24 protein-coding genes and 1 pseudogene are annotated in these 24,630 nt (G+C 73.0%); 11 read left to right on the top strand and 14 right to left on the bottom strand.

The features are described 5' to 3' along the window. Nucleotides 1-187: 187 nt before the first annotated feature. The 3 genes from AB0C20_RS19190 to AB0C20_RS19180 form a co-directional block, all read right to left on the bottom strand. On the bottom strand, nucleotides 188-1,375 hold the full coding sequence (locus tag AB0C20_RS19190) for a mechanosensitive ion channel domain-containing protein (RefSeq protein ID WP_357187245.1): 1,188 nt from the start codon (nucleotides 1,373-1,375) through the stop codon (nucleotides 188-190). Nucleotides 1,376-1,458: 83 nt separating this feature from the next. Continuing rightward, the gene (locus AB0C20_RS19185; RefSeq protein WP_357187248.1) at nucleotides 1,459-2,280 is read right to left on the bottom strand and encodes a DUF1206 domain-containing protein; all 822 of its coding nucleotides are present in this window, start codon (nucleotides 2,278-2,280) and stop codon (nucleotides 1,459-1,461) included. Between the two features lie 59 nt (nucleotides 2,281-2,339). Next, nucleotides 2,340-2,705, bottom strand: a complete 366-nt coding sequence (locus AB0C20_RS19180) for a hypothetical protein (protein ID WP_357187251.1) — start codon at nucleotides 2,703-2,705, stop codon at nucleotides 2,340-2,342. A 96-nt stretch (nucleotides 2,706-2,801) separates the two neighbouring features. Here AB0C20_RS19180 and AB0C20_RS19175 point away from each other — a divergent pair, with 96 nt between their 5' ends. Continuing rightward, the gene (locus tag AB0C20_RS19175) at nucleotides 2,802-4,028 is read left to right on the top strand and encodes a cysteine desulfurase-like protein (protein WP_357187254.1); all 1,227 of its coding nucleotides are present in this window, start codon (nucleotides 2,802-2,804) and stop codon (nucleotides 4,026-4,028) included. Next, nucleotides 4,025-4,312: a GNAT family N-acetyltransferase gene (locus tag AB0C20_RS19170; RefSeq protein ID WP_196922212.1), complete on the top strand. Its 288-nt coding sequence runs from the start codon at nucleotides 4,025-4,027 to the stop codon at nucleotides 4,310-4,312. The genes AB0C20_RS19175 and AB0C20_RS19170 overlap by 4 nt, the downstream gene beginning before the upstream one ends. A gap of 9 nt (nucleotides 4,313-4,321) precedes the next feature. Here AB0C20_RS19170 and AB0C20_RS19165 read toward each other — a convergent pair whose 3' ends face one another. After that, nucleotides 4,322-5,812 carry a glycoside hydrolase family 3 N-terminal domain-containing protein gene (locus AB0C20_RS19165; protein WP_357187259.1) on the bottom strand — a complete coding sequence of 497 codons (1,491 nt, stop codon included), beginning with the start codon at nucleotides 5,810-5,812 and terminating at the stop codon, nucleotides 4,322-4,324. 217 nt (nucleotides 5,813-6,029) lie between these two features. Here AB0C20_RS19165 and AB0C20_RS19160 point away from each other — a divergent pair, with 217 nt between their 5' ends. From AB0C20_RS19160 to AB0C20_RS19145, 4 genes are all read left to right on the top strand, one after another. After that, nucleotides 6,030-6,155 (top strand): hypothetical protein, encoded by a 126-nt coding sequence (locus AB0C20_RS19160; protein ID WP_255750123.1) that lies wholly within the window; start codon nucleotides 6,030-6,032, stop codon nucleotides 6,153-6,155. An 88-nt stretch (nucleotides 6,156-6,243) separates the two neighbouring features. Further along, complete coding sequence (locus tag AB0C20_RS19155) at nucleotides 6,244-7,194, top strand: TIGR03557 family F420-dependent LLM class oxidoreductase (protein ID WP_357568436.1); 951 nt, start codon at nucleotides 6,244-6,246, stop codon at nucleotides 7,192-7,194. A gap of 73 nt (nucleotides 7,195-7,267) precedes the next feature. Continuing rightward, nucleotides 7,268-8,899 carry a RecQ family ATP-dependent DNA helicase gene (locus tag AB0C20_RS19150; RefSeq protein WP_357187266.1) on the top strand — a complete coding sequence of 544 codons (1,632 nt, stop codon included), beginning with the start codon at nucleotides 7,268-7,270 and terminating at the stop codon, nucleotides 8,897-8,899. Between the two features lie 88 nt (nucleotides 8,900-8,987). Further along, nucleotides 8,988-9,491 carry a hypothetical protein gene (locus tag AB0C20_RS19145; RefSeq protein ID WP_238677252.1) on the top strand — a complete coding sequence of 168 codons (504 nt, stop codon included), beginning with the start codon at nucleotides 8,988-8,990 and terminating at the stop codon, nucleotides 9,489-9,491. Here the strand turns inward: AB0C20_RS19145 and AB0C20_RS19140 are convergent. Further along, nucleotides 9,481-11,070: an MFS transporter gene (locus AB0C20_RS19140; RefSeq protein WP_357568435.1), complete on the bottom strand. Its 1,590-nt coding sequence runs from the start codon at nucleotides 11,068-11,070 to the stop codon at nucleotides 9,481-9,483. The two genes, AB0C20_RS19145 and AB0C20_RS19140, sit on opposite strands and share 11 nt — an antisense overlap. Before the next feature lie 82 nt (nucleotides 11,071-11,152). Between AB0C20_RS19140 and AB0C20_RS19135 the strand changes: the two genes are divergently transcribed. Continuing rightward, on the top strand, nucleotides 11,153-11,914 hold the full coding sequence (locus AB0C20_RS19135) for a TetR/AcrR family transcriptional regulator (protein ID WP_238682939.1): 762 nt from the start codon (nucleotides 11,153-11,155) through the stop codon (nucleotides 11,912-11,914). 9 nt (nucleotides 11,915-11,923) lie between these two features. Next, complete coding sequence (locus AB0C20_RS19130; protein ID WP_357187273.1) at nucleotides 11,924-12,958, top strand: helix-turn-helix domain-containing protein; 1,035 nt, start codon at nucleotides 11,924-11,926, stop codon at nucleotides 12,956-12,958. A 157-nt stretch (nucleotides 12,959-13,115) separates the two neighbouring features. On the opposite strand, the gene AB0C20_RS19125 is transcribed toward AB0C20_RS19130, so the two are convergent. Genes AB0C20_RS19125 through AB0C20_RS19090 form a run of 8 tightly spaced genes read right to left on the bottom strand, consistent with a single transcriptional unit; the run spans nucleotide 13,116 to nucleotide 21,794 of the window. Beyond that, nucleotides 13,116-14,099 carry a DNA topoisomerase IB gene (locus AB0C20_RS19125; protein WP_357187276.1) on the bottom strand — a complete coding sequence of 328 codons (984 nt, stop codon included), beginning with the start codon at nucleotides 14,097-14,099 and terminating at the stop codon, nucleotides 13,116-13,118. Further along, nucleotides 14,083-15,036 (bottom strand): glycosyltransferase family 9 protein, encoded by a 954-nt coding sequence (locus AB0C20_RS19120; RefSeq protein WP_357187279.1) that lies wholly within the window; start codon nucleotides 15,034-15,036, stop codon nucleotides 14,083-14,085. The genes AB0C20_RS19125 and AB0C20_RS19120 overlap by 17 nt, the downstream gene beginning before the upstream one ends. Then, complete coding sequence (locus tag AB0C20_RS19115) at nucleotides 15,033-15,734, bottom strand: SDR family oxidoreductase (protein ID WP_357568434.1); 702 nt, start codon at nucleotides 15,732-15,734, stop codon at nucleotides 15,033-15,035. Before AB0C20_RS19115 ends, AB0C20_RS19120 begins: the two co-directional genes overlap by 4 nt. Continuing rightward, nucleotides 15,731-17,191 (bottom strand): PfkB family carbohydrate kinase, encoded by a 1,461-nt coding sequence (locus AB0C20_RS19110; RefSeq protein ID WP_357187285.1) that lies wholly within the window; start codon nucleotides 17,189-17,191, stop codon nucleotides 15,731-15,733. Before AB0C20_RS19110 ends, AB0C20_RS19115 begins: the two co-directional genes overlap by 4 nt. A 40-nt stretch (nucleotides 17,192-17,231) precedes the next feature. Beyond that, nucleotides 17,232-17,948: an SIS domain-containing protein gene (locus AB0C20_RS19105; protein ID WP_357568440.1), complete on the bottom strand. Its 717-nt coding sequence runs from the start codon at nucleotides 17,946-17,948 to the stop codon at nucleotides 17,232-17,234. Continuing rightward, complete coding sequence (locus tag AB0C20_RS19100) at nucleotides 17,945-19,162, bottom strand: glycosyltransferase (RefSeq protein ID WP_357187288.1); 1,218 nt, start codon at nucleotides 19,160-19,162, stop codon at nucleotides 17,945-17,947. The genes AB0C20_RS19105 and AB0C20_RS19100 overlap by 4 nt, the downstream gene beginning before the upstream one ends. After that, a complete protein-coding gene (locus tag AB0C20_RS19095) occupies nucleotides 19,147-20,121 on the bottom strand; it encodes a glycosyltransferase (RefSeq protein ID WP_357568433.1) in 975 nt (324 codons plus the stop codon). Before AB0C20_RS19095 ends, AB0C20_RS19100 begins: the two co-directional genes overlap by 16 nt. After that, nucleotides 20,118-21,794, bottom strand: a complete 1,677-nt coding sequence (locus tag AB0C20_RS19090; RefSeq protein ID WP_357568432.1) for an HAD-IIIA family hydrolase — start codon at nucleotides 21,792-21,794, stop codon at nucleotides 20,118-20,120. Before AB0C20_RS19090 ends, AB0C20_RS19095 begins: the two co-directional genes overlap by 4 nt. Before the next feature lie 156 nt (nucleotides 21,795-21,950). Here AB0C20_RS19090 and AB0C20_RS19085 point away from each other — a divergent pair, with 156 nt between their 5' ends. The 3 genes from AB0C20_RS19085 (at nucleotide 21,951) to AB0C20_RS19075 (ending at nucleotide 24,312) form a co-directional block, all read left to right on the top strand. Further along, entirely contained in the window at nucleotides 21,951-22,397 is a 447-nt protein-coding gene (locus tag AB0C20_RS19085; RefSeq protein ID WP_357187297.1) for an SRPBCC family protein, read from the top strand. Continuing rightward, nucleotides 22,394-23,395, top strand: coding sequence for an SDR family oxidoreductase (locus AB0C20_RS19080; RefSeq protein ID WP_357568431.1), 1,002 nt, complete (start codon nucleotides 22,394-22,396; stop codon nucleotides 23,393-23,395). Before AB0C20_RS19085 ends, AB0C20_RS19080 begins: the two co-directional genes overlap by 4 nt. A 149-nt stretch (nucleotides 23,396-23,544) precedes the next feature. Then, nucleotides 23,545-24,312 (top strand): polyprenol monophosphomannose synthase, encoded by a 768-nt coding sequence (locus tag AB0C20_RS19075; protein WP_238682929.1) that lies wholly within the window; start codon nucleotides 23,545-23,547, stop codon nucleotides 24,310-24,312. Nucleotides 24,313-24,418: 106 nt separating this feature from the next. Here the strand turns inward: AB0C20_RS19075 and AB0C20_RS19070 are convergent. Next, nucleotides 24,419-24,630: pseudogene (locus tag AB0C20_RS19070) on the bottom strand (NAD(P)/FAD-dependent oxidoreductase); the annotation flags it as partial.

Below are 24,630 nucleotides of genomic sequence, written 5' to 3'. Positions count from 1 at the left end.
ACGCAGCCAGCCGCCGCGATCACGCCAGAGACGTCCGGCAGCACATCCCCCACCCAAGCCCGACCAAACCTCGCGCAACCAACCCCTCCACCCCCATTGCGGTGATCATGAAGTTATTGCCGAGACACGCCGAGGCGGGAGGCGATAACTTCATGATCAACAGGTGTGGAGACGCAGGCGGGGGGCGTTAGGGGCGGGTTTCTTCGGGGCCTACGAAGGCTTCGCTGCGGGCGTCGCCGTCGTCGCTGCCGCCGAAGACACGGGCGTCGTCGGGCGCCTCGGTGTCGGACAGGCGGCGGGCCGGCCGCCTCGGCTGCACCCACTGCCAGGACAGGTTGCTGTTGGAGTCGCCCAGCTCGGTGCGCAGCCGGGGCATCGCGGTCGGGCGGTTGTCCCGGATCCAGGCGACCAGGTGCTCCCGGACGAGGCAGCGCAGGTCCCACAGGCTGCCCGCGTCGGCGGCGCTGACCAGCGCGCGCAACCGGACCGTCCCGCCGGTGGCGTCGGTGACCTGGAGGACGCAGACCCGCCCGTCCCACAACTCGGTGCCCTCGACGAGGCGGCGCAGTTCCTCGCGCATGGTCTGCACGGGCACCGCCCAGTCGACGTCGAATTCGGCGGTGCCGAGCACCGCCGCCTCCGTCCGGGTCCAGTTCTGGAACGGCTTGCTGGTGAAGTACGAGGTGGGCAGGATCAACCGGCGGTCGTCCCAGATCTGCACGACGACGTAGCTGAGGGTCAGCTCCTCGATGCGACCCCACTCCCCCTCGACGACGACGACGTCGTCGAGCCGGACGGCGTCGCTGAAGGCGAGCTGGAGGCCGGCGAAGACGTTGCCGAGCAGGCTCTGCGCGGCGAGCGCGGCCACCACACCGACCAGACCGGCCGAGGTCAGCACACCGGCGCCGATGCCCCGGACGCTGGGGAACGTCATCAGCATCACGCCGACGGCCAGGATGACGACCACCGCGATGGTCAGTCGGCGCAGCATCACCACCTGGGTTCGGACCCGCCGGGCGTGCCGGTTGTCGGGAACGTCGACCCGGAACCGTGCCAGCGCGGTGTCCTCCACGACGACCAGCAGACCGGCGACCAGCCAGGCCATGGTGGCGATGACGCCGAGGATGAGCAGGTGCAGCAACAGCCGACGCCAGCTCTCGCCGACCGCGTACCCGGTGGTGAAGCGGACGGCGAACTGCACGGCCAGGACCGTTGCGGCGACCTGGAACGGGCGGTGCGCGTGGTCGGTCAACTCGGTCAACAGCAGTGATCGGCGGCCGAACCGCCGGGTCAACCGGTGGACGACCTCGACCAGGAACAGGGCGACCGCCGCCGCGACGAGCGCGGCGACGGCCGTTTCGAGATAGTTCTGCACGGCTTCGGTGCTCCCCTTCGACCAGGCGTCGGGCACTTCGGGCAAAAGCCCAAGAGTGCCCGACATCCGTGGTATCGACCAGCTCAGACCTTGCGGTACCGGGACTGGAGGAAGCAGTAGACGCCGAAGGCGGCGATGCCGAGGGCGACGAGGGTCAGCAGGAACATGCCGTACGACTGCTCACGCAGGGCGTGCAGCGCGGCGTCCAGACCACGGGCCTTCTCCGGGTCGTAGTTCACCGCGGCCACGATGACCAGCAGACCGGCGATGCCGTAGGCGACGCCCTTGGCGATGTATCCGGCCATGCCCAGCCGGCGGGCGAGCTGGCGGGTCTTCGGGCTCATCTCGCCGGTCTTGAGGTGCTTCTCGAACTTCTTGCGGGCGCCGTAGATCACCAGGCCGATGCCGATCGCGGCGACGACCAGGCCGGCCAGGCCGACCAGCCAGCGACCACCGCTGGAGGTCATCAGCTTGCCGGTCAACGCCTCCTGCTGGTCGGCGCTGTTCGATCCGGCGTCCTTGAACACCTTGAATGCGGTCCAGGCGAAGTAGAGATAGACGATGGTCCGGCCGGTCGAGGCGAGCCGTTCCATGACCCGCTCCTTGCCGCGCTCGGCGCGGTGCCCGACCGCCGCCTCCAGCGCCTGCCAGATCGCCATCGCGAGCAGGCCGACAGCGACGGCGATGACCAGGAACTTGCCGAGGGGCTGTGCGGAGAGGGTACGCAGCGCGCCGGACTGGTCGCCGTCGTCGGACGACGTGCCGAACGCGATCTGCAACGCCAACCAGGCGAAGAGGAGGTGGACGATGCCGTAGCCGATGAAGCCGGCCCGGGCGAGGAGTTCCAGCCACCGGCTGTCCGCCGTTCGGGAGGCGGTGGCTTCGGCGCTACGGGTGAGTGACATGGCGTCACAATCTCCGATTCTGAAGATTCCCAAACGTCGGCCACCGCCGCCCGCCCGGATCAGCTGCCCGGGTTGCGCGCTACGCGGATCTTGACCTGCTGGTCGGTCACGCTGTCCAGGGTGACAGCGAAGCCCCCGGCCTCGGCGGCCTGCTGGCCGGTGGTGAGGGTGAGCTGCTCACCGGCGACCTCGACGGTCACCTGGTCACCCTCGGCGCCGACCAACTTGGCCTCGACGCCCAGGATGGTGGTCCTCGCGTCGACACCCCGCTCGAAGGTGACGGTGCAGGCGTCCACCGAACAGTCGGTGGAGGCGCCCTGGGAGCTGCACCCGGCGAGCACGGCGAGGCCGAGCGCCAGACCGGCGAAGAGACCGGCGGCGCGGCGGACGGAGGGAATGGGCATGGTGGCGGGTCGGTTCGTCACCTCGCCAAGAGTACGAGACATCCGCGAGGACACCGCCCAACGGTGATCACCTGGCGGCCGACCAGCGTACGAGGCGCACCGGCTAGGGTCCGGGACATGCCGTTCGACATCGCCCGCACCCGGGCCGCGTACCCCGCCCTGACCGAGGGCTTCGTCCACTTCGACGGTGCCGGCGGCACCCAGACCGCAGCCGGTGTGATCGACGCGGTCACCGACGCCATGCGGTCGGCGGTCGGCAACCGCAGCGCCGCCTTCCTCCCGGGCCGCCGGTCGTTGGAGCTGGTGGCCGAAGCACGCTCGGCGGTGGCCGACCTGCTCGGCGCCGACCCGGCCGGGGTGGTGCTCGGCCCGAGCGCCACCGCGCTGACGTACACCCTGGCGCGCACGCTCGGCGCGGCCTGGCGCCCCGGTGACGAGGTGGTGGTCTCCCGGCTCGACCACGACGCGAACGTGCGGCCGTGGGTGCAGGCCGCCGAGGCGGCCGGCGCGACGGTGCGCTGGGCCGAGGTCGACCGGCACACCGGTGAGCTGCCCGCGGCCCAGTACGCGGACCTGGTGGGTGAGCGGACGCGGTTGGTGGCGGTGACCGCGGGTAGCAACGCCATCGGCACCATGCCGGACGTGCCGGCGATCGCCAAGATCGCGCACGCGGTCGGCGCGTTGGTCTACGTCGACGCGGTGCACTCGGTTCCGCACGGACCGACCGACCTGGCCTCGCTCGGCGCCGACGTGCTGGTCACCAGCGCGTACAAGTGGTCCGGCCCGCACCTGGCGGCGATGGTGGCGGACCCGGCCCGGTGGGCGGCGTTGCGCCCGGCGAAGCTGGTGCCGTCCTCCGACGCGGTGCCGGACCGGTTCGAGTACGGCACGCCGAGCTTCCCGCTGCTGGCCGGCGTGGCCGCGGCGGTGGATCACCTGGCGGGGCTGGACCCGGACGCGGTCGGGGACCGGCGGGCCCGGCTGCGGGCCGGGCTGGCCGCCGCCCAGGCGCACGAGGAGGCACTGCTGGAACGGCTGCTCGCCGGGCTGGCGCAGCGGCCGGCGATCACCGTCTACGGCTCGCCGGCGCGGCGCTGCCCGACCGTTTCGTTCCGGGTCGCCGGGATGTCCCCGGCGGCCACGCAGGAGGCGTTGGGCGCCGCCGGGTTCTGCCTCTCCGTCGGCGACTACTACGCCTACGAGTACTTCCAGCTGATGGGTCTGCGCGACAGCGGCGGCGCGGTGCGGGCCAGCATCTACCACTACAACACGGCCGACGAGGTGGACCGGTTGCTCGGCGAACTCGACGCGCTGGCCGAGCGGGCGGGGAGAATGGCCGGATGAGCACCCTGGTCGAGGACAACCCGGCGAAGCACCGCTTCGAGATCCTTGTCGACGACGCGCTGGCCGGCTTCACCGCGTACCTGCCGCGCGGGGAGGTCCTGGTCTTCACCCACACCGAGGTGGACCGGGGTTTTCAGGGCAAGGGGGTGGGCGGCACGCTGATCCGCGGCACCCTGGACCAGCTCCGGGCACGCGGCACGAAGCTGGTGCCGCAGTGCCCCTTCATGGCCGCGTTCATCGACAAGCACCCCGAGTACGCCGACCTGGTCGCCGACCTTCCCTAGCGCGGGCCGTCAGCGGGCGCCGGTGAGCACCTCGGCGGCGGCCTGCCCGCTGGCCCGGGTGGCGCCGTGGGTGGCCAGGTGCACAGCCCCGGTGACCAGCTCGGGCACACCCAACTCGACCACGACCGCGTCCGGCCGGGCGGCCAACGCGCGGTGCACGGCGTCGCGCATCCAGTCGTGCCGGTGCTGGTCGCGGACGACCAGGACCAGGGGGCGGCTGCCCGCCCCGGCGCCCGGGTCCGCCGGCACGTCGGGTTCGGCGTAGCGGACCGTGCTGGTGCCGGGCAGCAGCTCGGTCAGCGGGCCGCCGATGCCCCACGGGGTCTCGGCGCCGATGGCGATGTTGCGCAGCGGCTCGAACTCGACGACGTGTGCCGCGCGGGTCAGGGGCAGCGCGACAGTTGTGCCCGGGGCGGCGGTGACCCGGACGGCCCGGCGGGCCGCGACCAGGCCGACGTCGGCGGCGGCGCGCGCTCCGGCCGAGCCGGCGCTGCGGGCGGCCACCGTCCAGGCGGCGAGTTGACCGACGCGCTTGGCGGCCTCGGCGAGACGTTCCTCGGGCAGCTCGCCGGAGATGACGGCGGCGACGATGGCGTCGCGCAGCTCGCGGGCGGCCTGCTCGTCGGCCCGTTCGCCACCGATGCAGATGGCGTCGGCCCCGGCGGCGAGGGCGCGGACCGTCGCCCCGGCGAAGCCGTACCGGTCGGCGACCGCGCGCATCTCCACCGCGTCGGTGACCACCACGCCGGAGAAGCCCATCTCGTCGCGGAGCAACCCGCCCAGGATGCGCTGACTCAGCGTCGCCGGCAGGTGCGGGTCGAGCGCGGGCACCAGCAGGTGACCGGTCATCACCGCCTGCACCCCGGCGGCCACGGCGGCGCGGAACGGGGCCAGTTCGCAGGCGTCCAGCCGGTCCCGGTCGGCGGTGATCCGGGGCAGGTCGTGGTGTGAGTCGACCCGGGTGTCGCCGTGCCCGGGGAAGTGTTTGGCGCAGGCCGCGACGCCGCCGGCCTGGAGCCCGCGGACCCAGGCGGCGGTGTGCCGCGCCACCAGCGCCGGGTCGGCGCCGAAGGAGCGGACGCCGATCACCGGGTTCGCCGGATTGGAGTTGACGTCGGCGTCCGGGGCGTAGTTGAGGGTGACCCCCGCCCTGGCCAGCTCGGCGCCGAGGTCGCGAGCGACGGCCTCGGTCAGCTCCGGGTCGTCGACAGCGCCGAGGGCGAAGTTGCCGGGCCGGGAACTGCCGTGCACCGACTCCAGCCGGGTGACGTCGCCGGCCTCCTCGTCGATCGCCACCATGACGTCCGGCCGTTCGGCGCGCAGCGTCGCGGTGAGGGCGGCCACCTGCTCGGTGTCGACGACGTTGCGGGCGAAGAGCACCACCGAGCCGAGACCCTCGCCGAGCCAGCGGCAGACCCATGGTGGTGGGGTGGTGCCGACGAAGCCGGGTTGCAGGACGGCGGCGGCGAGCGCCGGGAGGTGCCCGTTGGTGGTTGTCACGCCGCCCCCTCGCAGTGATCGATGTCGATCACCGGCGACGGTGCGCCCCCGTCGATCCGCTGGTTGCGCTCGCTCATGCGGCCCCCGTACCCCATCTCTCGCGCGCCCTCGGCGCACCGCCACCGGCAGGCGGTCCTGCCATGGTCACACTGAGCGATTCAATAGTCAATAAACCTTACAGTTGCCTGGCGGCCCGCTCCCCGGGGAGAGTGCGGGGATGGATCCCGTCCTGCTGGCCGACGCGACGAGCCCGGCCGACATCCCCGGCGTACGCCTGCTCGGCCTGGTGGTCGGCGCCCTGCTGCTCCTCGCCGCGATCCGGGCGATGTTCGGCCGACGCTGACCCGCCCCGCGTCGCGGACCGGTGTGACCGCGCTCCGCCGGGGTACGGCTCTCCCCATCAGCAGGTCCGCGTGCCGAAGGGGTAAGCCATGAAGATCGGATATTTTCTGTCCAGTGAGGAGTTCACTCCAGCCGAGTTGCTGGAGCAGGCGCGCGGTGCCGAACGGGCCGGCTTCGAGGCGCTGTGGATCTCCGACCACTACCACCCCTGGGTGGACGCACAGGGCCAGAGCCCGTTCGTCTGGTCGATGATCGGCGCGCTCAGCCAGGTCTGTTCGCTGCCGGTGACCACGGCGGTGACCTGCCCGACAGTGCGGATCCACCCGGCCGTGATCGCGCAGGCGGCGGCGACCAGCGCGGTGCTGCACGGTGGGCGCTTCGTGCTCGGCGTCGGCACCGGTGAGGCGCTCAACGAGCACATCTTCGGCGACGCCTGGCCGCAGGCCGACGTCCGGCTGGAGATGCTGGAGGAGGCCGTCGAGGTGCTGCGCGCCCTGTGGGACGGCGGCTTCGTCAGCCACCACGGCAAGCACTACACAGTGGAGAACGCGCGGATCTACACGCTGCCCGACACCCCACCGTCGATCTACGTCTCCGGCTTCGGCCCGAAGGCCATCGACCTGGCCGCGCGCATCGGTGACGGCTACGTGAGCACGATGCCCGACGGCGAGATGGTCCGGCGCTTCCGCGAGAACGGCGGCGGCGACAAGCCGTGCCAGGCCGGCTTCAAGGCGGCGTACGCGGACAGCGAGGAGGAGGGGTTGCGCATCGCGTACGAGCGCTGGCCCAACGCGGGGGTGCCGGGTGAGCTGTCCCAGGTGCTGCCCTCGCCGCGGCACTTCGAGCAGGCCGCCGAGTTGGTCAGGCCGGAGATGCTGACGGAGGCGTTCGTCTGCGGCAACAGCGTCGACGCGCACCTGGAGATGATCGACCAGTACGCCAAGGCCGGCTTCGACGAGGTGTACGTGGCCAACACCGGCCCGCACTACCAGGGTCTGTTCGACCTCTACCAGCGCGAGGTCCTGCCCCGCCTGCGTTGAGCCGACGATCAACGGGCCCATGATCGTCCGAATGCGTTTCGGCGGTCATGGGCTCGGGTACCTCCGGCCCTCGATGAAACTGTCCACGCACTCGATGACGTTGCGCCGCGCGGCCCGCAGCCTTTTCGGCTGGAAGGCGCTACGGCCCAACCAACTGGCCGCCATGCGCGCCGTGATGAAGCGACGCGACGCCCTGGTGGTGTTGCCCACCGGCGCCGGCAAGTCGGCGATCTACCAGATCCCGGCGAGCCTGATCCCCGGCCCCACAGTGGTGATCTCCCCGCTGCTGGCCCTCCAGCAGGACCAGATCGCCTCCCTCAACGAGCGGCAACGCCCGGAGCTGCGGGCGGTGCGGATCAGCTCGAACGAGTCGCCCACCCAGCAGGCGGAGGCGATCACCGAGATCCGCGAGGGGCGGGCGGAGTTCCTCTTCATCACCCCGGAACAGCTCAGCAACCCGGACCGGATGGCCGAGGTCGCCGCGCTGAAGCCGGCCCTGGTGGCGATCGACGAGGCGCACTGCATCTCCGCGTGGGGGCACGACTTCCGCCCCGACTACCTGGCCCTCGGGCACCTCATCGACGGCATCGGCCGACCGCCGGTGGTCGCGCTGACCGCCACCGCCTCCCCTCCGGTACGCGACGACATCGTCGCCCGGCTGCGGCTGCGCGACCCGGAGGTGGTGGTCTCCGGGCTGGACCGGCCGAACCTGTTCGTCGAGGTCGCGCACTGCCCCACCGAGGACTACCGGTGGCGGCGACTGATCGCGCTGCTGAGCGACGACGAACGGCCCGGGATCATCTACGTGCCGACCCGGCGCGCCGCCGAGGAGTTGGCCACCCGGTTGACCGACGCCGGCTACCCGACGCAGTTCTACCACGGTGGGATGGCGGCCGGCGCACGCCACGAACTGCACGAGGCGTTCCTCGCCGACCAGGTCCCCATCATGGTGGCGACCTCGGCGTTCGGCATGGGCATCGACAAGCCGAACATCGCCTGGGTGGTGCACATGGCGCTGCCCGACTCACCCGACAGCTACTTCCAGGAGATCGGCCGGGCCGGCCGCGACGGGCAACCAGCCCGGGTGCTGCTGCTCTGGCAGGCCGAGGACGTGGGCCTGCAACGGTTCTTCAGCGGCGGCCTGCCCGACGTCGACGAGCTGCGCGACCTCGCCGCGCTGCTGCGCCGCAAGCCGGCCACCAAGACCGAACTGCGCGAGACCACCGGCCTCGGGCCACGCAAGCTGGGCCAGTACCTCTCCCTGTTGGAGCAGGTCGGGGCGGCCGAACCGCGCGCACGACAGCGCATCGGCGCGCCCCGTTACTCCCCCACCCCGACCGACGCCGCCGCGGCGGCGCTGGCCGAGGCGGAGCGCCAGCAGACGGTGACCCGGTCGCGCACCGACATGATGCGGGCCTTCGCCGAGACCCGGGCCTGCCGGGGGCAGACCCTGCTGGCCTACTTCGGCGAGCAGATGACGCAGGTCTGCGGCCACTGCGACAACTGCCACAACGGCACCAGCGTGGCCGACCAGGGCGCTGTGGGTCCGTTCCCGGTGCACAGCCAGGTGCGGCACCCGGAGTGGGGGTCCGGCATGGTGCTCTCCTACGAGGAGGACAAGATGACGGTCCTCTTCGAGGAGGTCGGGTACAAGACGTTGTCGGTGCGCGTGGTGTCCGAACAGGGCCTGCTGACCCTGGACTAGCCTGACCCGGGCGCCGGTTTCGGGCCCGGTGGATCGACCAACCAGAGCATCGATTGACCAAGCAGAGCAGGGCGGAAGGGGCGTTGTCGTGATCGAGCAGCCGGCGTACACCGGGTTCGGTTTCTCCGACGAGGAGTGGGGGTTGCTGGTCGGCCTGCCGCAGTCGGTGCTGACCGCGGCGAGCGCCGCCGAGTCCGACGGCACCCGCCGGACCATGGCGGAGAACGCGGCCGGGCTGGAGACCATCGCCGCCGGCCGGGAGTCGGCCAGCCCGCTGGTCGCCGCCGTGGCCGGCGAGATCGTCACCCGTGTCGGTGACCCGGACACCGGCGAGGAGTTGCCGGCCATCGCGCCCGCCGACCCCGGGGCGTACATCGACGACGTGCTGCTGCGGGCCGGCGAGGCCGGCGCGTTGCTGGCCGCGCGGGTCGACGAGGGCGAGGCCGGCGCGTACAAGCACTGGCTCGTGAAGATCGCCGAGCAGGTGGTGGGCGCCGCGTCCAGCGGGGGGTTGCTGGGCATCGGCGGCGAGTCGGTCAGCGACTCCGAGCGGCGTTTCCGCGACCGGCTCGCGCACGTGCTCATCGACTGACCGACGACAACGACGTGTCGGCCGGACCGGTCGGCTCGACGGCCAGCGCCGTGGAGTCGGCCGGCCGGATGCCGCGCAGCGCGACCAGCGCGGTGACCGCGCCCAGCAGCATCACCGCCATGGCGGCGTACGCGGCCAGGTGCAGCCCGTCGGTGAACGCGACAGCGGCGGCGTGCCGCACCGCGTCGGCCAGATCCGCCGGCAGCCCCTGGGCGACCGCGAGCGCACCGGCCAGGGTCTCCTGGGCCGCGGCTTCGGCGTCGGCGGGCAGGCCGGCCGGCAGGCCGTCGACGACCTCGCGGCGGTAGACCGCCGCGCCCACGCTGCCCAGGATCGCCATTCCCAACGCACCGCCCAGCTCGCTGCTGGACTCGGTCAGCGCCGACGCGACACCGGCCTGCTCCGGCGGCGCCGCGCCGAGGACCAGCTCGGTGACGAGGGACATCACCATCACCAGGCCGCCCGCGTAGACACTGGCGCCGACGAGCAGCAGCCACAGCGGCGTCTCCGGGGTGACCCGGGTCAACACCACGAAGCCGACCACCGCGATGCCGAACCCCGCACCGATCAGGTACGCCCGTTCGACGCGCTGGGCCAGGGCGGCGGCGGCTGGCGCGATTCCACCCACGGCAAGGGACGGCACGAGGCTCCACAGCGCCGCCCGCAGCGGGCTCAGGCCGAGCACCAGTTGGAGGTGCTGGGTGGTGAAGATGGCGAAGCCGACGATGGCGAACATCGCCAACAGGTTGACAGCGAGCGACCCGGCGAAGCCGCGACGGCGGAACAGCGCGAGGTCGACCATCGGGTACGCCCGGGTCCGCTGCCGGTGCAGGAACAGCGCCCCCACCAGCAGCCCGCCGACGATGGCGAGCACCCGCACCGGGCTGAGGCCGTCGCGGGCCATCTCCTTGATGCCGTAGATCACCGGCAGCAGGGCGCCGAGCGACAGTGCGGCGCTGACCAGGTCGAACCGCCCGGTCGCCGGGTTGCGGAACTCGGGCACCAGGAGCGGGGCGAGCAGGAGCAGCATCAGCATCGCCGGGATGTTGATGAGGAAGATCGAGCCCCACCAGAAGTGCTCCAGCAGGATGCCGCTGAGCACCGGGCCGATCGCGATGCCGCCGGTGAGGGTGGCGGTCCAGATGGCGATGGCGGTGCCGCGCTGCTTGGCGTCGTGGAACATGTTGCGCACCAGGGCGAGCGTCGAGGGCATCAGGGTGGCCCCACCGACGCCGAGCACGGCACGCGCGGCGATCAGCGTCGCGGTGCTGTCGGCGTACGCGGCCAGCAGCGACGCCGCCCCGAACGCGATGGCGCCGATCAGCAGGAGCCGGCGTCGGCCGATCCGGTCACCCAGGGCACCCATGGTGATGAGCAGCCCGGCCAGCACGAAGCCGTAGATGTCGAAGATCCACAGTTGCTCGGTGGCGGTGGGGCGCAGCTCCGCGCTGATGAACGGGACGGCGAAGTAGAGCACCGACACGTCCATCGAGACCAGGAGCAGCGGCAGCATCAGCACCGTGAGCCCGATCCACTCCCGTCGGCCCGCTCGCGGTGCCGGTGTGGTGGTGATCGTCATGGTCACTTCCCCTTCTGCGTATGCCGTACGCTGATATGCGTAGACCATACGCAGAACTAGGATGGCGGGGCAAGGAGGAAATGTGGCGGCGAAGACAGACGACAGCGGGCCCGTGCTCCCGGCGTCCATCGAGAGCGCGTGGGGGCTACGGGAGCGACCACCCAAGGGCCCCCGGCCGGGAATGAGCGTGCCCACCATCGTGGACGCCGCCGTACGCGTGGCCGACGCCGACGGCTTGGCGGCCGTCTCGATGAGCCGCGTGGCCAAGGAGTTGGGCGCCGCGACCATGGCCCTCTACCGGTACGTCGGCTCGAAGGACGAGCTGCTCATGCTCATGGTGGACACCGGGTACGGCCCACCCCCCGGACCGCCCGCGCCGGAGGACGACTGGCGCGCCGCCCTCACCCGGTGGGCCTGGGCCGAGCACGAGGCACTGCGGCAACGGTCCTGGCTGCTGCACGTGCCGATCAGCGGCCCACCGATCACCCCGCAGCAGCTCGGCTGGATGGAGGACGGGCTGCGCTGCCTCGACGGCACCGCGCTCGGCGAGGGCGAGAAGATGTCGGTGCTCCTGCTGATCACCGGGTACGTCCGCAACGAGGCCACCCTCACCTCGCAGGTCGCCGAGGGCAGCCGGGCGGCCGGCGTCGAGCCCAGCGAGATGATGCCGGCGTACGGCCGGCTGGTGGCCCGACTCATCGACCCGGCCCGCTTCCCCGCGCTACACCGGGTGCTGAGCGCCGGCGTGCTCGCCCAGGACGACGACCCCGACGACGAGTTCACCTTCGGCCTGGACCGGATCCTCGACGGCGTCGAGGCGCTGATCCGCCGCCGAACGGGCTGAGGGAGTTCCATGCTGCCGAGAGACACCATCGACACCCGGGTCCTGCCACCGGGCGAACGGTTCGGCATGTGGCTGGACCTGGTGGCGCGCACCTCGGTGCCGCTGCGCATGCAGTCCGCGCACACCGACGACTTCGCCGCCCGCGCCGACTTCATAGCGCTCGGCCCGATCCAGTTGGTGCAGTACGAATACCCGTCCCTGGATGCCACCCGGACCCCGAAGCTGGTCCGTCAGGCCGACCCGGAGCTGTACATTCTCGCCCTCACCACCGGCGGCATCGGCACGTCCAGCCAGGGCGGCCGCCGCAGCGAGATTCTGGCCGGCAACTTCACCTTCTACGACGCGTCCCGGCCGCACGACGTCTGTCACCACGCCACCGAGCCCAACCGGGACCAGGCCAGCTCGATCGTCACGATGATCCCGCACTCCGCCCTGCCACTGCCACCACAGCGGATGGCCGCGCTCTACGGGGGCCAGATGTCCGGCAGCGAGGGGATCGGGGCGCTGCTGGCGCAGTTCCTGCTCCAGGTGACAGGGCACCCCGAGCAGTACCATGCCGCCGACGCCAGCCGGCTCGGCGCGGTGGGGCTCGACCTGGCCACCACAATGCTCGGCCGGCACCTCGTCGCCGAGGACGCCGTACCCACCGAGGTCCGCCGCCGCGCGCTGCTCACCCAGGTGCAGTCGTACATCCACCGCCACCTCGGCGACGCGACGCTCGGCCCGCAGGTCGTCGCCGACGCCCACCACATCTCGGTGCGGTCCCTGCACCGGTTGTTCGAGGCCGAGGACGCCACTGTGGCGTCGTACATCCGGGATCTGCGGCTCGCCCGGTGCCGGCGGGACCTGACCGACCCGGCGCTGCGCAATCAGCCCGTGCAGACCGTCGCGGCGCGGTGGGGGTTCCCCGACAAGGCCCACTTCAGCCGGGCATTCCGGGCCGCGTACGGCACCACCCCGCAGGAACACCGCGACGGTGGCTCGGATTTGGCGCGGATCGTCAACCGCCAGGCGTCTACTGTCAACTCGCTGCCGGCAGACTGACACCAACGCGGCCGGCCATCACCTGGTGGGCCGCCAACGGGGGCCGTGGCGAGGCGCCCGCCGCCCTCGCGCGGCGGGCGGCCGCCCGGTGGTACCCCGCTGACGCCCGAGGCTCCGGTCCCGTCGCGCTTCCCCCCAGAATCGCCGACGGGGCCGGTCAGGACTTCTCCAGCAGCTCCAGGACGACCCGCTCCGCCTCCTCGCGAGGCGCCCGCGGATCCAGCGACGCCACCACCCCGTCGTGATAGAGGTCGACCACCCTCGGGTCCACGTAGGACGCCCGAGCCACCGTCGGCGTGTTGCCCAGCAGCTCCGCCACCGCACGCATCACGGCGACCACCGCCTTGCGTCGGGCGGTCACGGAGCGGGCCGGACCGGCGGTGGCCAATTCGGTGGCCGCGAGCACTGTCGCGTGCCAGGTGCGGAAGTCCTTCGCGGTCATCTCCCCACCGCTGGCATCGCGGAGGTAGCCGTTGACCTCGTCGCTGCGCACGTCGCGCCACTCCCGGCCGTCCCAGTAGCCGAACAGCCGCTCCGCCCGTCGCCGACGACGGCGCAGATTGGCCAGCACCTGGCACAGCTCCGGGTCCTCGATCCGGCGTACCTGCTCGATGCCCCCCTTCGCGGGAAACACGAGCACCACGCAGCCGCCTCGGGACCGGGCATGCTCGGGGCGCAGGGTGGCGACCCCGTACGTCGGGTCGTCGCCGGCCGCGTACTGGTCGCTGCCGACCCGGAACATCCCCATGTCCAGCAGTCGGGCCACAGTGGCCAGCACCCGGTCCCGGCCCAGTCCACGCCCGTCCAGGTCGCGGCCCACGCGCTCACGCAGCGCCGGCAGCCGCCGGGCCACCTCCAACACGCGGTCGAACTTCGCCTCGTCCTGCTTCTCCCGCCACCGCTGGTGGTAGACGTACTGCTTGCGTCCGGCCGCGTCGATTCCGATCGCCTGGATGTGCCCGTTCGGGTGCGGCGCGATCCACACGTCCTGCCAGGCCGGCGGGATGACCAACTCCCGCAGCCGGGCTAGGACATCCGGATCCCGCACCGGAGCCCCGGAAGGGTCGACGAAGAGCCAACCCCGTCCGCGCCGACGCCGTCCGTACCCCGGTCGACCCGGGTCGCTACGCCGCAACCGCACCGGAGACCCGCACCACCCTCTCCACCTCGGCCACGGCGGCCAGCACCTCGTCGAGGCGTAGAGCCGCCATCGTCGGGTGGCTTCCTACCCCGTCCCACCTGGGCCAATCCACCTCGCCGGCCCAGAGCACCCGGTGCCGTGGCCGGTCCGGTGGAGGCCCCCAGTGCGCTGGTGGCACCGGCCCGAAGAGGACTACCGACGGGGTGCCGTACCCGGTGGCCAGGTGAGCGACGCCGGTGTCCCCGCTGACCACCAGCCGGGCGTCGGCCACCAGCGCGGCGAGCGCGCCCAGGTCGGTCCGGCCGGCCAGCACCGCGTCCGCGCTCAGGCCCGCCGCCTCGGCCACCCGGGCCGCCAACGCCCGTTCGTCGGCCGAGCCGGTGAGCAGCACCCGGTGCCCCTGGTCGGTCAGTGCCCGGGCCAGCGCGGCGAACCGCTCGGCGGGCCACCGCTTGGCCGGGATCTTGCTGCCCGGGTGCAGCAGTGTGACACCGCTGGGCAGCCCCGCCGAAGCGGGCCGACGCAGGCTGAGGTCGCCGCGGTCGGCCGGGATGTCGTACCAGGACAGCAGCCGGCACCACCGGTCCACCTCGTGCTCGTCGACTGCCCAGCGCGGGCCGTCGGCGCAGCCGGCGTCCGGGCTGGCGAAGGCGAGCAGCCGACCGGGCCCCGTGGCCGCGAGCAGCCGGTGCGACTGCGGGCCGCGTCCGTGCAGGTTGACAGCGATCCACGGGGCCGACCCCACCCGGAGAGGGCGATCCAGCCCTGCGGTGTCCACCAGCCGGTCGACGCCACCGACCAGGTCGACCAGCGGTGCCAGCCAGCCGGGCGCGGCGAGCGCCAGCTCCCGCGACGGGTACGCGGCCCGCAGCGCCCGCAGCGCGGGCACCGCGGTCACCAGATCGCCGACGCCGAGGGCGCGCAGCACGAGGATCACGGGTACGAGGTTTCCTGCTCGGCGCAGACCACCATCTCGCGCACCGCGCAACCGGGCGGCTGGTTGAGCGCGAACATGATCGCGGCGGCGGTGTCGGCAGGCTCGTTGAGGTTCGCGTCCGGCCCCGGCTTGTACTGCGGGTCACGTTCGTCGAAGAACGCGGTGCGCATTCCACCCGGGATGAGCAGGGTGACGCCGACCTGACCGGCCAGCTCGGCGGCGAGGGCTCGAGTGAACCCCACCACGCCGAACTTCGCGGCGCAGTACGCGGTGGCGTCGCTGACCGCCTTGACGCCCAGGGTGGAGGCGACGGTGACGATGCGGCCTCGGGAGCTCAGCAGGAACGGCAGCGCGGCCCGGATCACCGCCGCGGTGGCCAGCAGGTCGACGGCGACGATCCGGTCCCAGGTCTCCCCGGGCAGATCGGCGAGTCGGCCCGGCACGTCGGTGCCGGCGGCGGTCACCACGGCGTCCAGGCCACCGGCCTGCTCGGCGAGGTGCTGGGTGGCCACCTCGGCGGCTCGCGTGTCGGCCAGGTCGCACTCGGTCCAGGACACCCCGTCGACCGGCGGCTGGCGGTCCAGCACGAGCGGTCGGCCACCGGAGGCGGCCACAGCGGCGACCACAGCGGCACCGAGGCCGCTGGCGCCGCCGGTGACCAGGACCGTGGGCCCGGCGCCGGGCCGCGTGGCGGTCATCGGGTCCGCTCCGCAAGCGTGCGGACGATCAGGTCGGTGGTGGAACGACCGTCCAGATAGGGCACCACCACTGTGTTCCCACCCCAGCGGCGCAGGACCTCCGCCTCCGGCAGTGTGGCGCTCGCGTCCCCACCGCCGGTGGCGTAGTCACCGCCCTTGACCCACACGTCGGGGCGCACCCAGGACAGCGCCGTCTCCGGGGTCGGCTCGTCGAAGATGAGGACCGCGTCGACGCAGCTCAGGGCGGCCAGCAGTCGGGCGCGGTCAGCCTCGGACTGCACCGGCCGATCCGGTCCCTTCAACCCGGCCACGCTGGCGTCGGAGTTCAAACAGACGATCAGGCAGTCGCCGAGCTGCCGGGCCGCCTCCAGGGTGGCCACGTGCCCGGCGTGCAGCAGGTCGAAGCAACCGCCGGTCGCCACGACGGTGCCACCCGCGGCGCGTACCTCCCCCAGGAGCGTGGCCACGGCGGCTACTCCCACCCGGTCGGCCACCGCAGCACCTCGTGGTACCGGCCTGAGGGTTCGCGGCCCCGGCGCACTCCTGGCCCGCACCGCAGGCGCCGACGGAGGCAGGGCGGTGGCCACTCCCCCACCGGCCACGAACGCGGACGCCTCGGCGACCGCCACCTGCACCGCCTCGGAGACCAGCGCGCCATGGGCCAGTGCGAGGCTGGCCGCCGCAGCGAACCGGTCGCCGGCACCGCAGGTGTCCCCCTCTGCGCTACCCGGCGTCGGCACCACCAGCGGCGTCGACCCGGCGTGGCAGAGCAGCGCGCCGTCGCCGCCCAGCGTCACGGCGACCGCGCCGGCCCGCCAGCGCCGCCGCAGCCCCTGGGCGCCCCGGGACGCGGTGGCCAGTCGGGAGGCGCCGGGCAACGCGGGGACCAGCTCGCGCACCTCGGACTCGTTCGGGGTGGCCAGGTGTACGCCGGGCACGGCCGCCGGGCCGCGCGGATGCGGGTCCCACACCACCGGCGCGCGGGTGGCGGCCAACGCGTCGCGCAGCGCGGGCTGCCGGGCCACCCCCCGGCCGTAGTCGCTGACCAGCACCGCCGACGCCGCGGCGATCACCCGGAGCACCTCGTCGGAGGGCTGACCCGGCTCCCCGGACGTGCCGCCCCGGTCGTGGCGCAGGAGCACCCGCCCCCGGGCCCGCAGCCGGATCTTCTCCGGCGTCGCGCCGGAGAGGGCCAGTGGGTACACCTGCACGCCGGCAGCCGCGAGCAGAGCGCTCAGCCGGGCCCCGCCGGCGTCGTCGGCGAGCGCTGTCACCAGCACCACCTCGGCGCCCTGCGCGGCGGCGAACACCGCCGCCAGCCCGGCTCCCCCCGGCCGGTCGGTGGCCACGGTCTCGTCGAGCACCGGGACCGGGGAATCCGGGCAGAGCCGGTTCACCACACCTTCCACATCCCGGTCGAGCAGGGTGTCCCCGAGCACCACCACCGGTCCCCTCACGCTTGCCTCCTCATCCTCACGCGTCGACCCGCTGTCCGGCTCACGCGTCGATCTGCTGTCCGGGCCCGCCGTTGAGCACCACCTCGACCCCGCTGCGTACCGGCGCGGCAGGCAGCCGACCGGCCGGTGCGGGCTCGCCGGGCGCGGGGGGGACGACCGCCGGATCGGCGGCCGCCGCCAGCGCGGCGGGCAACTCCTGTTCGAGGTACTCGCAGAGCAGATGACTGGTCACCAGGTGCAGCTCCTGGACGACCTGGGTGTCCGGGGACGCGACGGCCAGCACGTCGTCGCAGGCGTCGGCGAGCGGATTGGGAGCGGCGCCGGTGAGCGCCCAGGTGGTCACCCCGACGTCGCGGGCCGCCTGCGCGGCGGCGACCAGGTTGGGGCTGGTTCCGCTGGTGCTCAGCAACAGCAGGATGTCGCCCGGGCGGCCGTGGGCGCGCACCTGGCGGGCGTACACGTCGGTGTATCCGTAGTCGTTGGCGATGGCGGTGAGCGCGCTCGTCTCGGCGTGCAGCGCGATCGCGGAGAGCGGCTGACGGTCGTCGTGCAGCTTGCCGACCAGCTCGGCGGTGAGGTGCTGGGCCTCGGCTGCGCTACCGCCGTTGCCGGCCACCAGCAGGCGAGCACCGGCCGCCAGCCGGTGGGCCAGGTCCGCGCCCCAGCGCGCCAACTGTCGCTCACACAGTCGGTACGGCACCAACGCCGCCGCGAGATTCGTCAGGTGGGTGTCGAGCAGGCTGCCCGCCGGCATCAGGCCACCACCCGGGTCGGCCGGCGCACGGCGGCCACCTCGCTGTAGACCTCGACCAGCCGCTCTGCGGTCGCCGCCCACGAGTACCTCTCCCGGGCCCGCTCACGCGCCGCCGTCGCGTACGCGAACCGCCTGATCCGGTCGTCGAGCAACCCCTGGATCGCGGCGGCCAGCGCGCGTGGGTCCCGGGCCGGCACGAGGTCACCTGTCGTCCCGTCGACAACTGTGTCCCGGATGCCGCCCACGGCAGTGCCGACGACCGGCACCCCACAGGCCATCGCCTCCAACGGGGTCAACCCGAACGGCTCGTACCAGGGCGCCGCGACCAGCAGGTCCGCCGAGCGGTACCAGCGGCCCATCTCCTCCCGGGGCACCGCGCCGACCAGGTGCACCCGGTCGGCCACCCCGCACGACTCCGCGAGGGCCCGCAGCCGGCGGGCGTACGGGTCGGTCTCCAACAGCCCCTCGGGTGGGCCGCCGACGACCACGCACTCGGCGTCCGGGACCAGCGCCATCGCGCGGATCACGGTCTGGAAGCCCTTGCGCTCGACAAGCCGACCCACTGTGAGGATCCGGGCTCGTCCCGGTTCCCGGTCGGCGGCCGGCCCGAGCGGGGCGAAGGTGGCGAGGTTGACCCCGGAGGGCACCACTGTCATCCGGGACCGGGGCACACCCATCCGGACCAGCTCGCCCACCTCGTCGCGGCACTGCGCGACGATCCGGTCCACCGAGCGGCCCAGCTCCCGCTCGTAGGAGACCCGTCGGGCCGGGCTGGTGTCCTGCACACCCTGGTAGCGACGCTTCACAGTGCCCAGCGCGTGGTACGTCTGCACCACCGGCACCCCGGTCTGCCGCCCGGCGGTCAGCCCGGCCAGGCCGCTCATCCAGAAGTGCGCGTGGATCACCTCGGGCACCCAGTCGCCGCCGCGCCAGCGCTCGATCAGCCAGTTGCTGAACTCCCGCATGTGCGGCAGCAGCGCGTCCTTGGCGACCGGCTCGGCCGGGCCGGCCGGCACGTGCACCACGTCGTACCCGTCCGGGCTGCGGACGGTCACCGGCAGGTCGGGCGCGTCGCGGCGGGTGTAGACCCGCACCTCGTGCCCGGCGGCGGCGAGCGCGGCGGACAGCTCCGCGACGTGCGTGTTCTGGCCGCCGGCGTCCTCCCCTCCGAGGACGGCGAGCGGGCTGGCGTGCTCCGAGATCATCGCGATCCGCATACTTCCTCCTCCAGCAGCCGGTCCCAGTCAGCGAGGAAACGGTCGAGGCCGTACCTGTCGCGAGCGGCGGTTCGCGCCGCCGCTCCGGCCTGCCGCGCGGTAGCCGGTTCGGCGATGAACCGGCGGGCGGCGTCGAGCAGGGTGTCGGTCCGGGTGGCGAGCGCCCCCGCCTCCGGGGGCACCGCCATCACCGCCTCGGTGGTGGCGAGCGCGACGACCGGCATGCCGATCGACATCGCCTCGATGAGGCTCAGCCCGAGGGAGGTCCACCGGCACAGGTGCAGGTACGCCCTTCGCCGGGCCAGTTCGGTGTGCATCAGCTCCTGGGGCACGTCGTCGTGGCTGGTCAGCCGGTCGGCGGGCAGCCCGAGGTGGTCGGCCAGGCCGGCGACGCCCATGCCGAAGACGTCCAGCGGCGCGATCTCGGCGAACTGGGGCAGCAGGTCGGTGCCGGTGACCCGACCTCGCCGTACCGGCTCGTTGATCACCACGGCGAGCCGGTCCAGTTCGCCGGTGTAGGACGCGGAGGGGGCGACGATGCCGTGGTCGACCACTGTGGTGCGGGTGGCGCCGGTGTCCCAGAAGATCTGGTTGAACCCGGTGACGTGGGCGATGAGCAGGTCGTCGCGGTCGGCCATCGGGTGGCGGGTGTTCGGCACGTCGCCCTTGGGGGTGTTGTGCTCGACGTAGATCGCGGGAAGGTCGCGCCCAGGGCGGCGACGAAGCCACTGCTCGGCCCGGTCGATCTCCTCGGGGCGTTGCAGGATGACCATGTCGACGTCAGCGCTCGGCAGCTCCTCCGGGCTGACCTCGACAGCGCTGTCCGGCCACGGGTAGGTGCGGGCCCGGCCGAGGCCGTACGGGCCGCGGTCGGGTGTGGTGGGAATCAGGTAGCGATGGCTGCCGTGCACGAACGACGTGGTCCAGGAGCCGTGCACGTGCCAGAGCAGGATGTTCATCGGCCGCCACCACCGCTGACGGCGAGGGTCCGGAGCGCGTCGACCACGTCGCCCGGGTCGACGCCACTGAGGCAGGGGTGCCCGGGGACCGGGCAACTGGCCGCCCGGGTGTCCCGGCAGGGAGCGGCGGCGTCGCCGAGCCGGACGGTGGGCACCCGGTAGGGCCCCCACTGGCCGAACGGGACGGTCGGCGCGAAGAGACTCACCACCGGCACACCGGCGGCGGCCGCCAGGTGCGCGGGCCCGGTGTTGCCGACCACCACCGCGCTGGCGTCCGCGACGATAGCGGCCAGGCCGGCCAGGTCGGTGCGGCCACCCAGGTCGGTGCCGCCGGCCGCGGCGACCCGGGCGGTGACCGCGCGCTCGTCCGGGCCGCCGGTGACCAGCACCCGGTGCCCGGCGTCGGCCAGCGCCCCGACGATCCGGGTGGCCACCTCGGGCGGGCAGGCCCGGCTCGACGCGGCCGACCCGGGGTGCAGCACCACGTAACCTGGATCGCCGAGGTCGGCCGGGCGCGGCGGCACGGCGTCCCGGCGGAGCCGCAGGACCGGTTCGTCGCCGTCGGGCAGACGGTGGCCCGCGGCGGCGGCAAGGGAGAGGGCACGTTCGGGTTCGGGCACGCCCACCGGAACCCGGTGCCTGATGTCCAGCAGCGAGCCCGGATAGTCGTCGCTGATCGCCGCGATCCGGTCGATCGCCGCCATCCGCAACAGCAGCGCCAGCGGCAGGGCGGACTGGTGGAACGAGGTGAACACCACCGCCTGGTCCGCGCCGACAGCGCCCAGCCGCGCGGACAGGCTCCGCATGGCCTCCGGATCGACCGGCCCAGGGTTGGGGTCGATCCACGGCAGCGGATGCTCAATGATCTCGTCGACGCCGGGCAACAGGTTGGCGGCGGCCCTGCCGCGCGGCCCGCACAGCAGCACCACCCGCTCCGCTCCGGCCGCGACGGCACGGATCGCCGGGCCGGTGACCAGCACGTCACCGGCCGAGTCCGAGCGGACCACGAGCGCCGTCCGTACCGGTTCGGTGGGCGGGTTCGAGGGCTGCACGGCCTGTTGGCGGCGCAGGATCTCCGCCACCGCCGCCGGCAGATCGGTGGCCACCCATCCGGCGGCGGCGACCTCCTCCGGCCGGGTCACCGGGGTGGGCACCAGCACCGCCGCGGCCCCGGCGGCCATGGCGGCGCCGACGTCCCGGCCGATGTCGCCCACGAGTACGCAGCGGGACGGCGTCGTGCCCAGCTCGCGGGCGGCGGCGTACACCAGGCCCGGCGCCGGTTTGCGGCAGTCACAGCCGTCGGCGTCGTCGTGTGGGCAGACCAGCCACGCGTCGAACCGGCCCAGCAGCTCCTCGACGCGGGCGTGCACCGCCCGCATCTGCTCACCGGTGAAGTAACCCCGGGCCAGGCCCGACTGGTTCGTGACGACCGCCAGCCGCAGACCGGCCGAGCGCAGCCGGTCCAACGCCGCCCGCGCGCCCGGCACCGGCCGCACCTTCTCCGGGTCGCCGTTGTACGGCACGTCCTCGATCAGGGTGCCGTCGCGGTCCAGCAGCACCGCGTCGTAGAGCACCGCTCGGGGGCTTGCGACAAACCTGGAACCGGCGCGGTCAGCAGCGGCGTACACCTGGGCTGACCTGCGCTGATACGGATCCTCCTGGTCCTGTCGCACAGCCGGCGGGTTCCCTGCGCCCCGAGGAGTAAACGTCGTCGTCAAGGGGGTGGGCCAGCGCCGCCAGCGATGCCCCGGGTCGGCCTTACCCGCCGTCCGAGAGAAGCTAACCCGGTCAGTTGTTAGCCCGTGCCGCGCCCCGGGTATGGGATCCCGGTGGCGATTGTGGAGAAAGTGATCGACGCCTCCCCGCAGCAGGTGTTCGACGTGCTCGCGGACGGGTGGACGTACAGCGACTGGGTGGTCGGCACGGCGCACATGCGGGACGTGGACGACGCCTGGCCCCGGGTGGGCAGCCAACTGCACCACCGTGCCGGGCCGTGGCCGCTCTCCTTGCAGGACGCCTCGACGGTGCTGGTCTGCGAGCCGCCGCACCGGCTCGTGCTCAAGGCCGGGCTCTGGCCGGCGGGCGAGGCGATAGTGGCCTTCACCCTGGAGCCGGTCGGCGACGACGCCACCCGGGTACGCCTCGGGGAGGACTTCGCGGCTGGCCCACTGCGGTGGGTCCACAACAAGATCAACGATCTGGTGCTGCACCTGCGCAACCGGGAGACGCTGGACCGGCTCGCCGACATCGCCACCCGACAGAAGGGGGCCTCGTGACCCGGACCGTTGTGGTGACCGGCGCGAGCGCCGGCGTGGGCCGGGCCGTCGCCCACGCGTACGCGGCCCGCGGCGCTCGGTTGGCGCTGCTGGCTCGGGGCGAGGCGGGTCTGGCCGCCGCCGAGCGGGAGTGCCGGCTGCGCGGCGCGACCGACGTGCGGGTGTACCAGGTCGACGTGGCCGACGCGGGCGCGGTGCAGCAGGCCGCCGACGACGTGGTGCACCGCTGGGGCGGCATCGACGTGTGGATCAACAATGCGATGGCGTCGGTGTTCGCGCCGGCCTGGGAGATTCCGGCGCGTGAGTTCCGTCGGGTCACCGAGGTCACCTACCTGGGCACTGTGCACGGCACCCTCGCCGCGCTGCGGCACATGCGGGCGCACGGGCGGGGCACGATCGTGCAGGTGGGCTCGGCGTTGGCCTACCGGGGGATCCCGCTCCAGTCGGCGTACTGCGCCAGCAAGCACGCCGTCCAGGGGTTCAACGACTCGCTGCGCGCCGAACTGCTGCACGACTGCCCGGCTGTGAAGTTGTCAATGGTGCAGCTTCCCGCTGTCAACACGCCGCAGTTCTCCTGGGTCCGCACCCGGCTCCCCCGGCATCCGCAGCCGGTGCCCCCGATCTTCACTCCGGAACTGGCCGCCCGGGCCATCGTCTGGGCCGCCGACCGCGGCACCAGGGAGCTGAACGTGGGTGGCCCGACCTGGCAGGCGCGGGTGGGCGACGCCCTGTTCCCCGGCCTGCTGGACCGGAAGCTGGCCCGCGACGGCTACGACAGCCAGCAGACCGGTGAGAAGATCGATCCGGCGACCTGGCGGGACAATCTGGATCACCCCGGCGATGCCGACACGGACCGGGGCACGGCGGGTGTTTTCCGCGAACAGGCGCGTAACCGTTCCGCGGCGCTCTGGGTCGGTACGCACAAACCGGCGCTCTCCGGTGTCGCGCTCGCCGTCGCGGCACTCGCCCTCAGCGCTGTCGCTCGCCGTCGACACTGACCACCACAAGCCTCTGACCAGGGCCTAGACGCCCGCTCCCGGTAGGCGGCGAGGGTCCGCAACGCCCGGAAGGGGTGCCTCCCTCGGACCGAATCCGGGAACTAGATACCCTTTCCATGACCCTTGTCCGCAAACCGAGGATGACCGACATGATCAAGCCGGTGCAGTTGCCGTCGCCGTGGCGGGACGCACGCCTGACCGTCGTCGTGCCCACGTACAACGAGGCGGGCAACCTCCCGACGCTGGTCGAGCGACTGCTCGCGCTGCCGCTGCCGGGGCTGCGCATCCTCGTCGCCGACGACAACTCCCCCGACGGCACCGGGGAGGTGGCCGACAAGCTGGCCATCGAGCACCCCGACCGGATCGAGGTCGTGCACCGCGCCGGCAAGGAAGGCCTCGGCCGGGCGTACGTGGACGGGATGACCCGGGCGATCGAGGGCGGCGCCGAGTACGTGGCGCAGATGGACGCCGACCTCTCGCACCCGCCCGAGGCGCTGCCGGGGATGCTCGGCGCGCTGCTCTCCACCCAGGCCAGCGTGGTGATCGGTTCCCGGTACGTGCCCGGTGGCGAACTGGACGAGAACTGGCCGCTCTACCGCCGGGCGCTCAGTGGCTGGGCCAACCTTTACGTCCACACCCTGCTGCGGGTACGCATCCGGGACCTCACCGCCGGCTTCAAGATCTGGCAGGCCGAAGCCCTGCGCGACATCGACCTGGAGCGGGTGCAGTCCAACGGCTACAGCTTCCAGGTGGAGATGCACTACCTCGCCACCAAGCTGGGGCACACCATCCTGGAGGTGCCGATCCGCTTCGAGGAGCGGCGCGACGGCGTCTCCAAGATGACCACCGCGACAAAGGTGGAGAGCGCGCTCATGCCCTTCCGCCTCCGCAGCAAACACCGCAACATCACCCGCTGACCCACCCACCCCGCCTCACCCCCACCCCACCCCAGCCGGGGTGATCAAGAGGTTTGCGTCGCCAGTGCCGGAAAATCTGACGCAAAGCTCTTGATCACCAGGGCTCTCAGGGGGTTGGGGGTTGGGCCGGGTAGATGGCGCGGTGGGCGGTGGAGATGGCTGCGGCGTAGGCGCGGCCGGTGAGGGCGCGGTCGCGGGCCAGCGCGGCACGGGCCGCGTTCGCGCCCGGAGCGCCGTGCACACCGCCGCCCGGGTGCGCCGACGCGCTGGCCAGGAAGAGCCGGTCCACCGGGGTGTCCGCCCGGCCCAGGCCAGGGA

This window comes from Micromonospora sp. NPDC048843, assembly GCF_040649965.1.
GTDB lineage: Bacteria > Actinomycetota > Actinomycetes > Mycobacteriales > Micromonosporaceae > Micromonospora > Micromonospora hortensis.
Note: the sequence above shows the minus strand (reverse complement) of the source record. Positions and strands in the feature narration are given on the sequence as shown.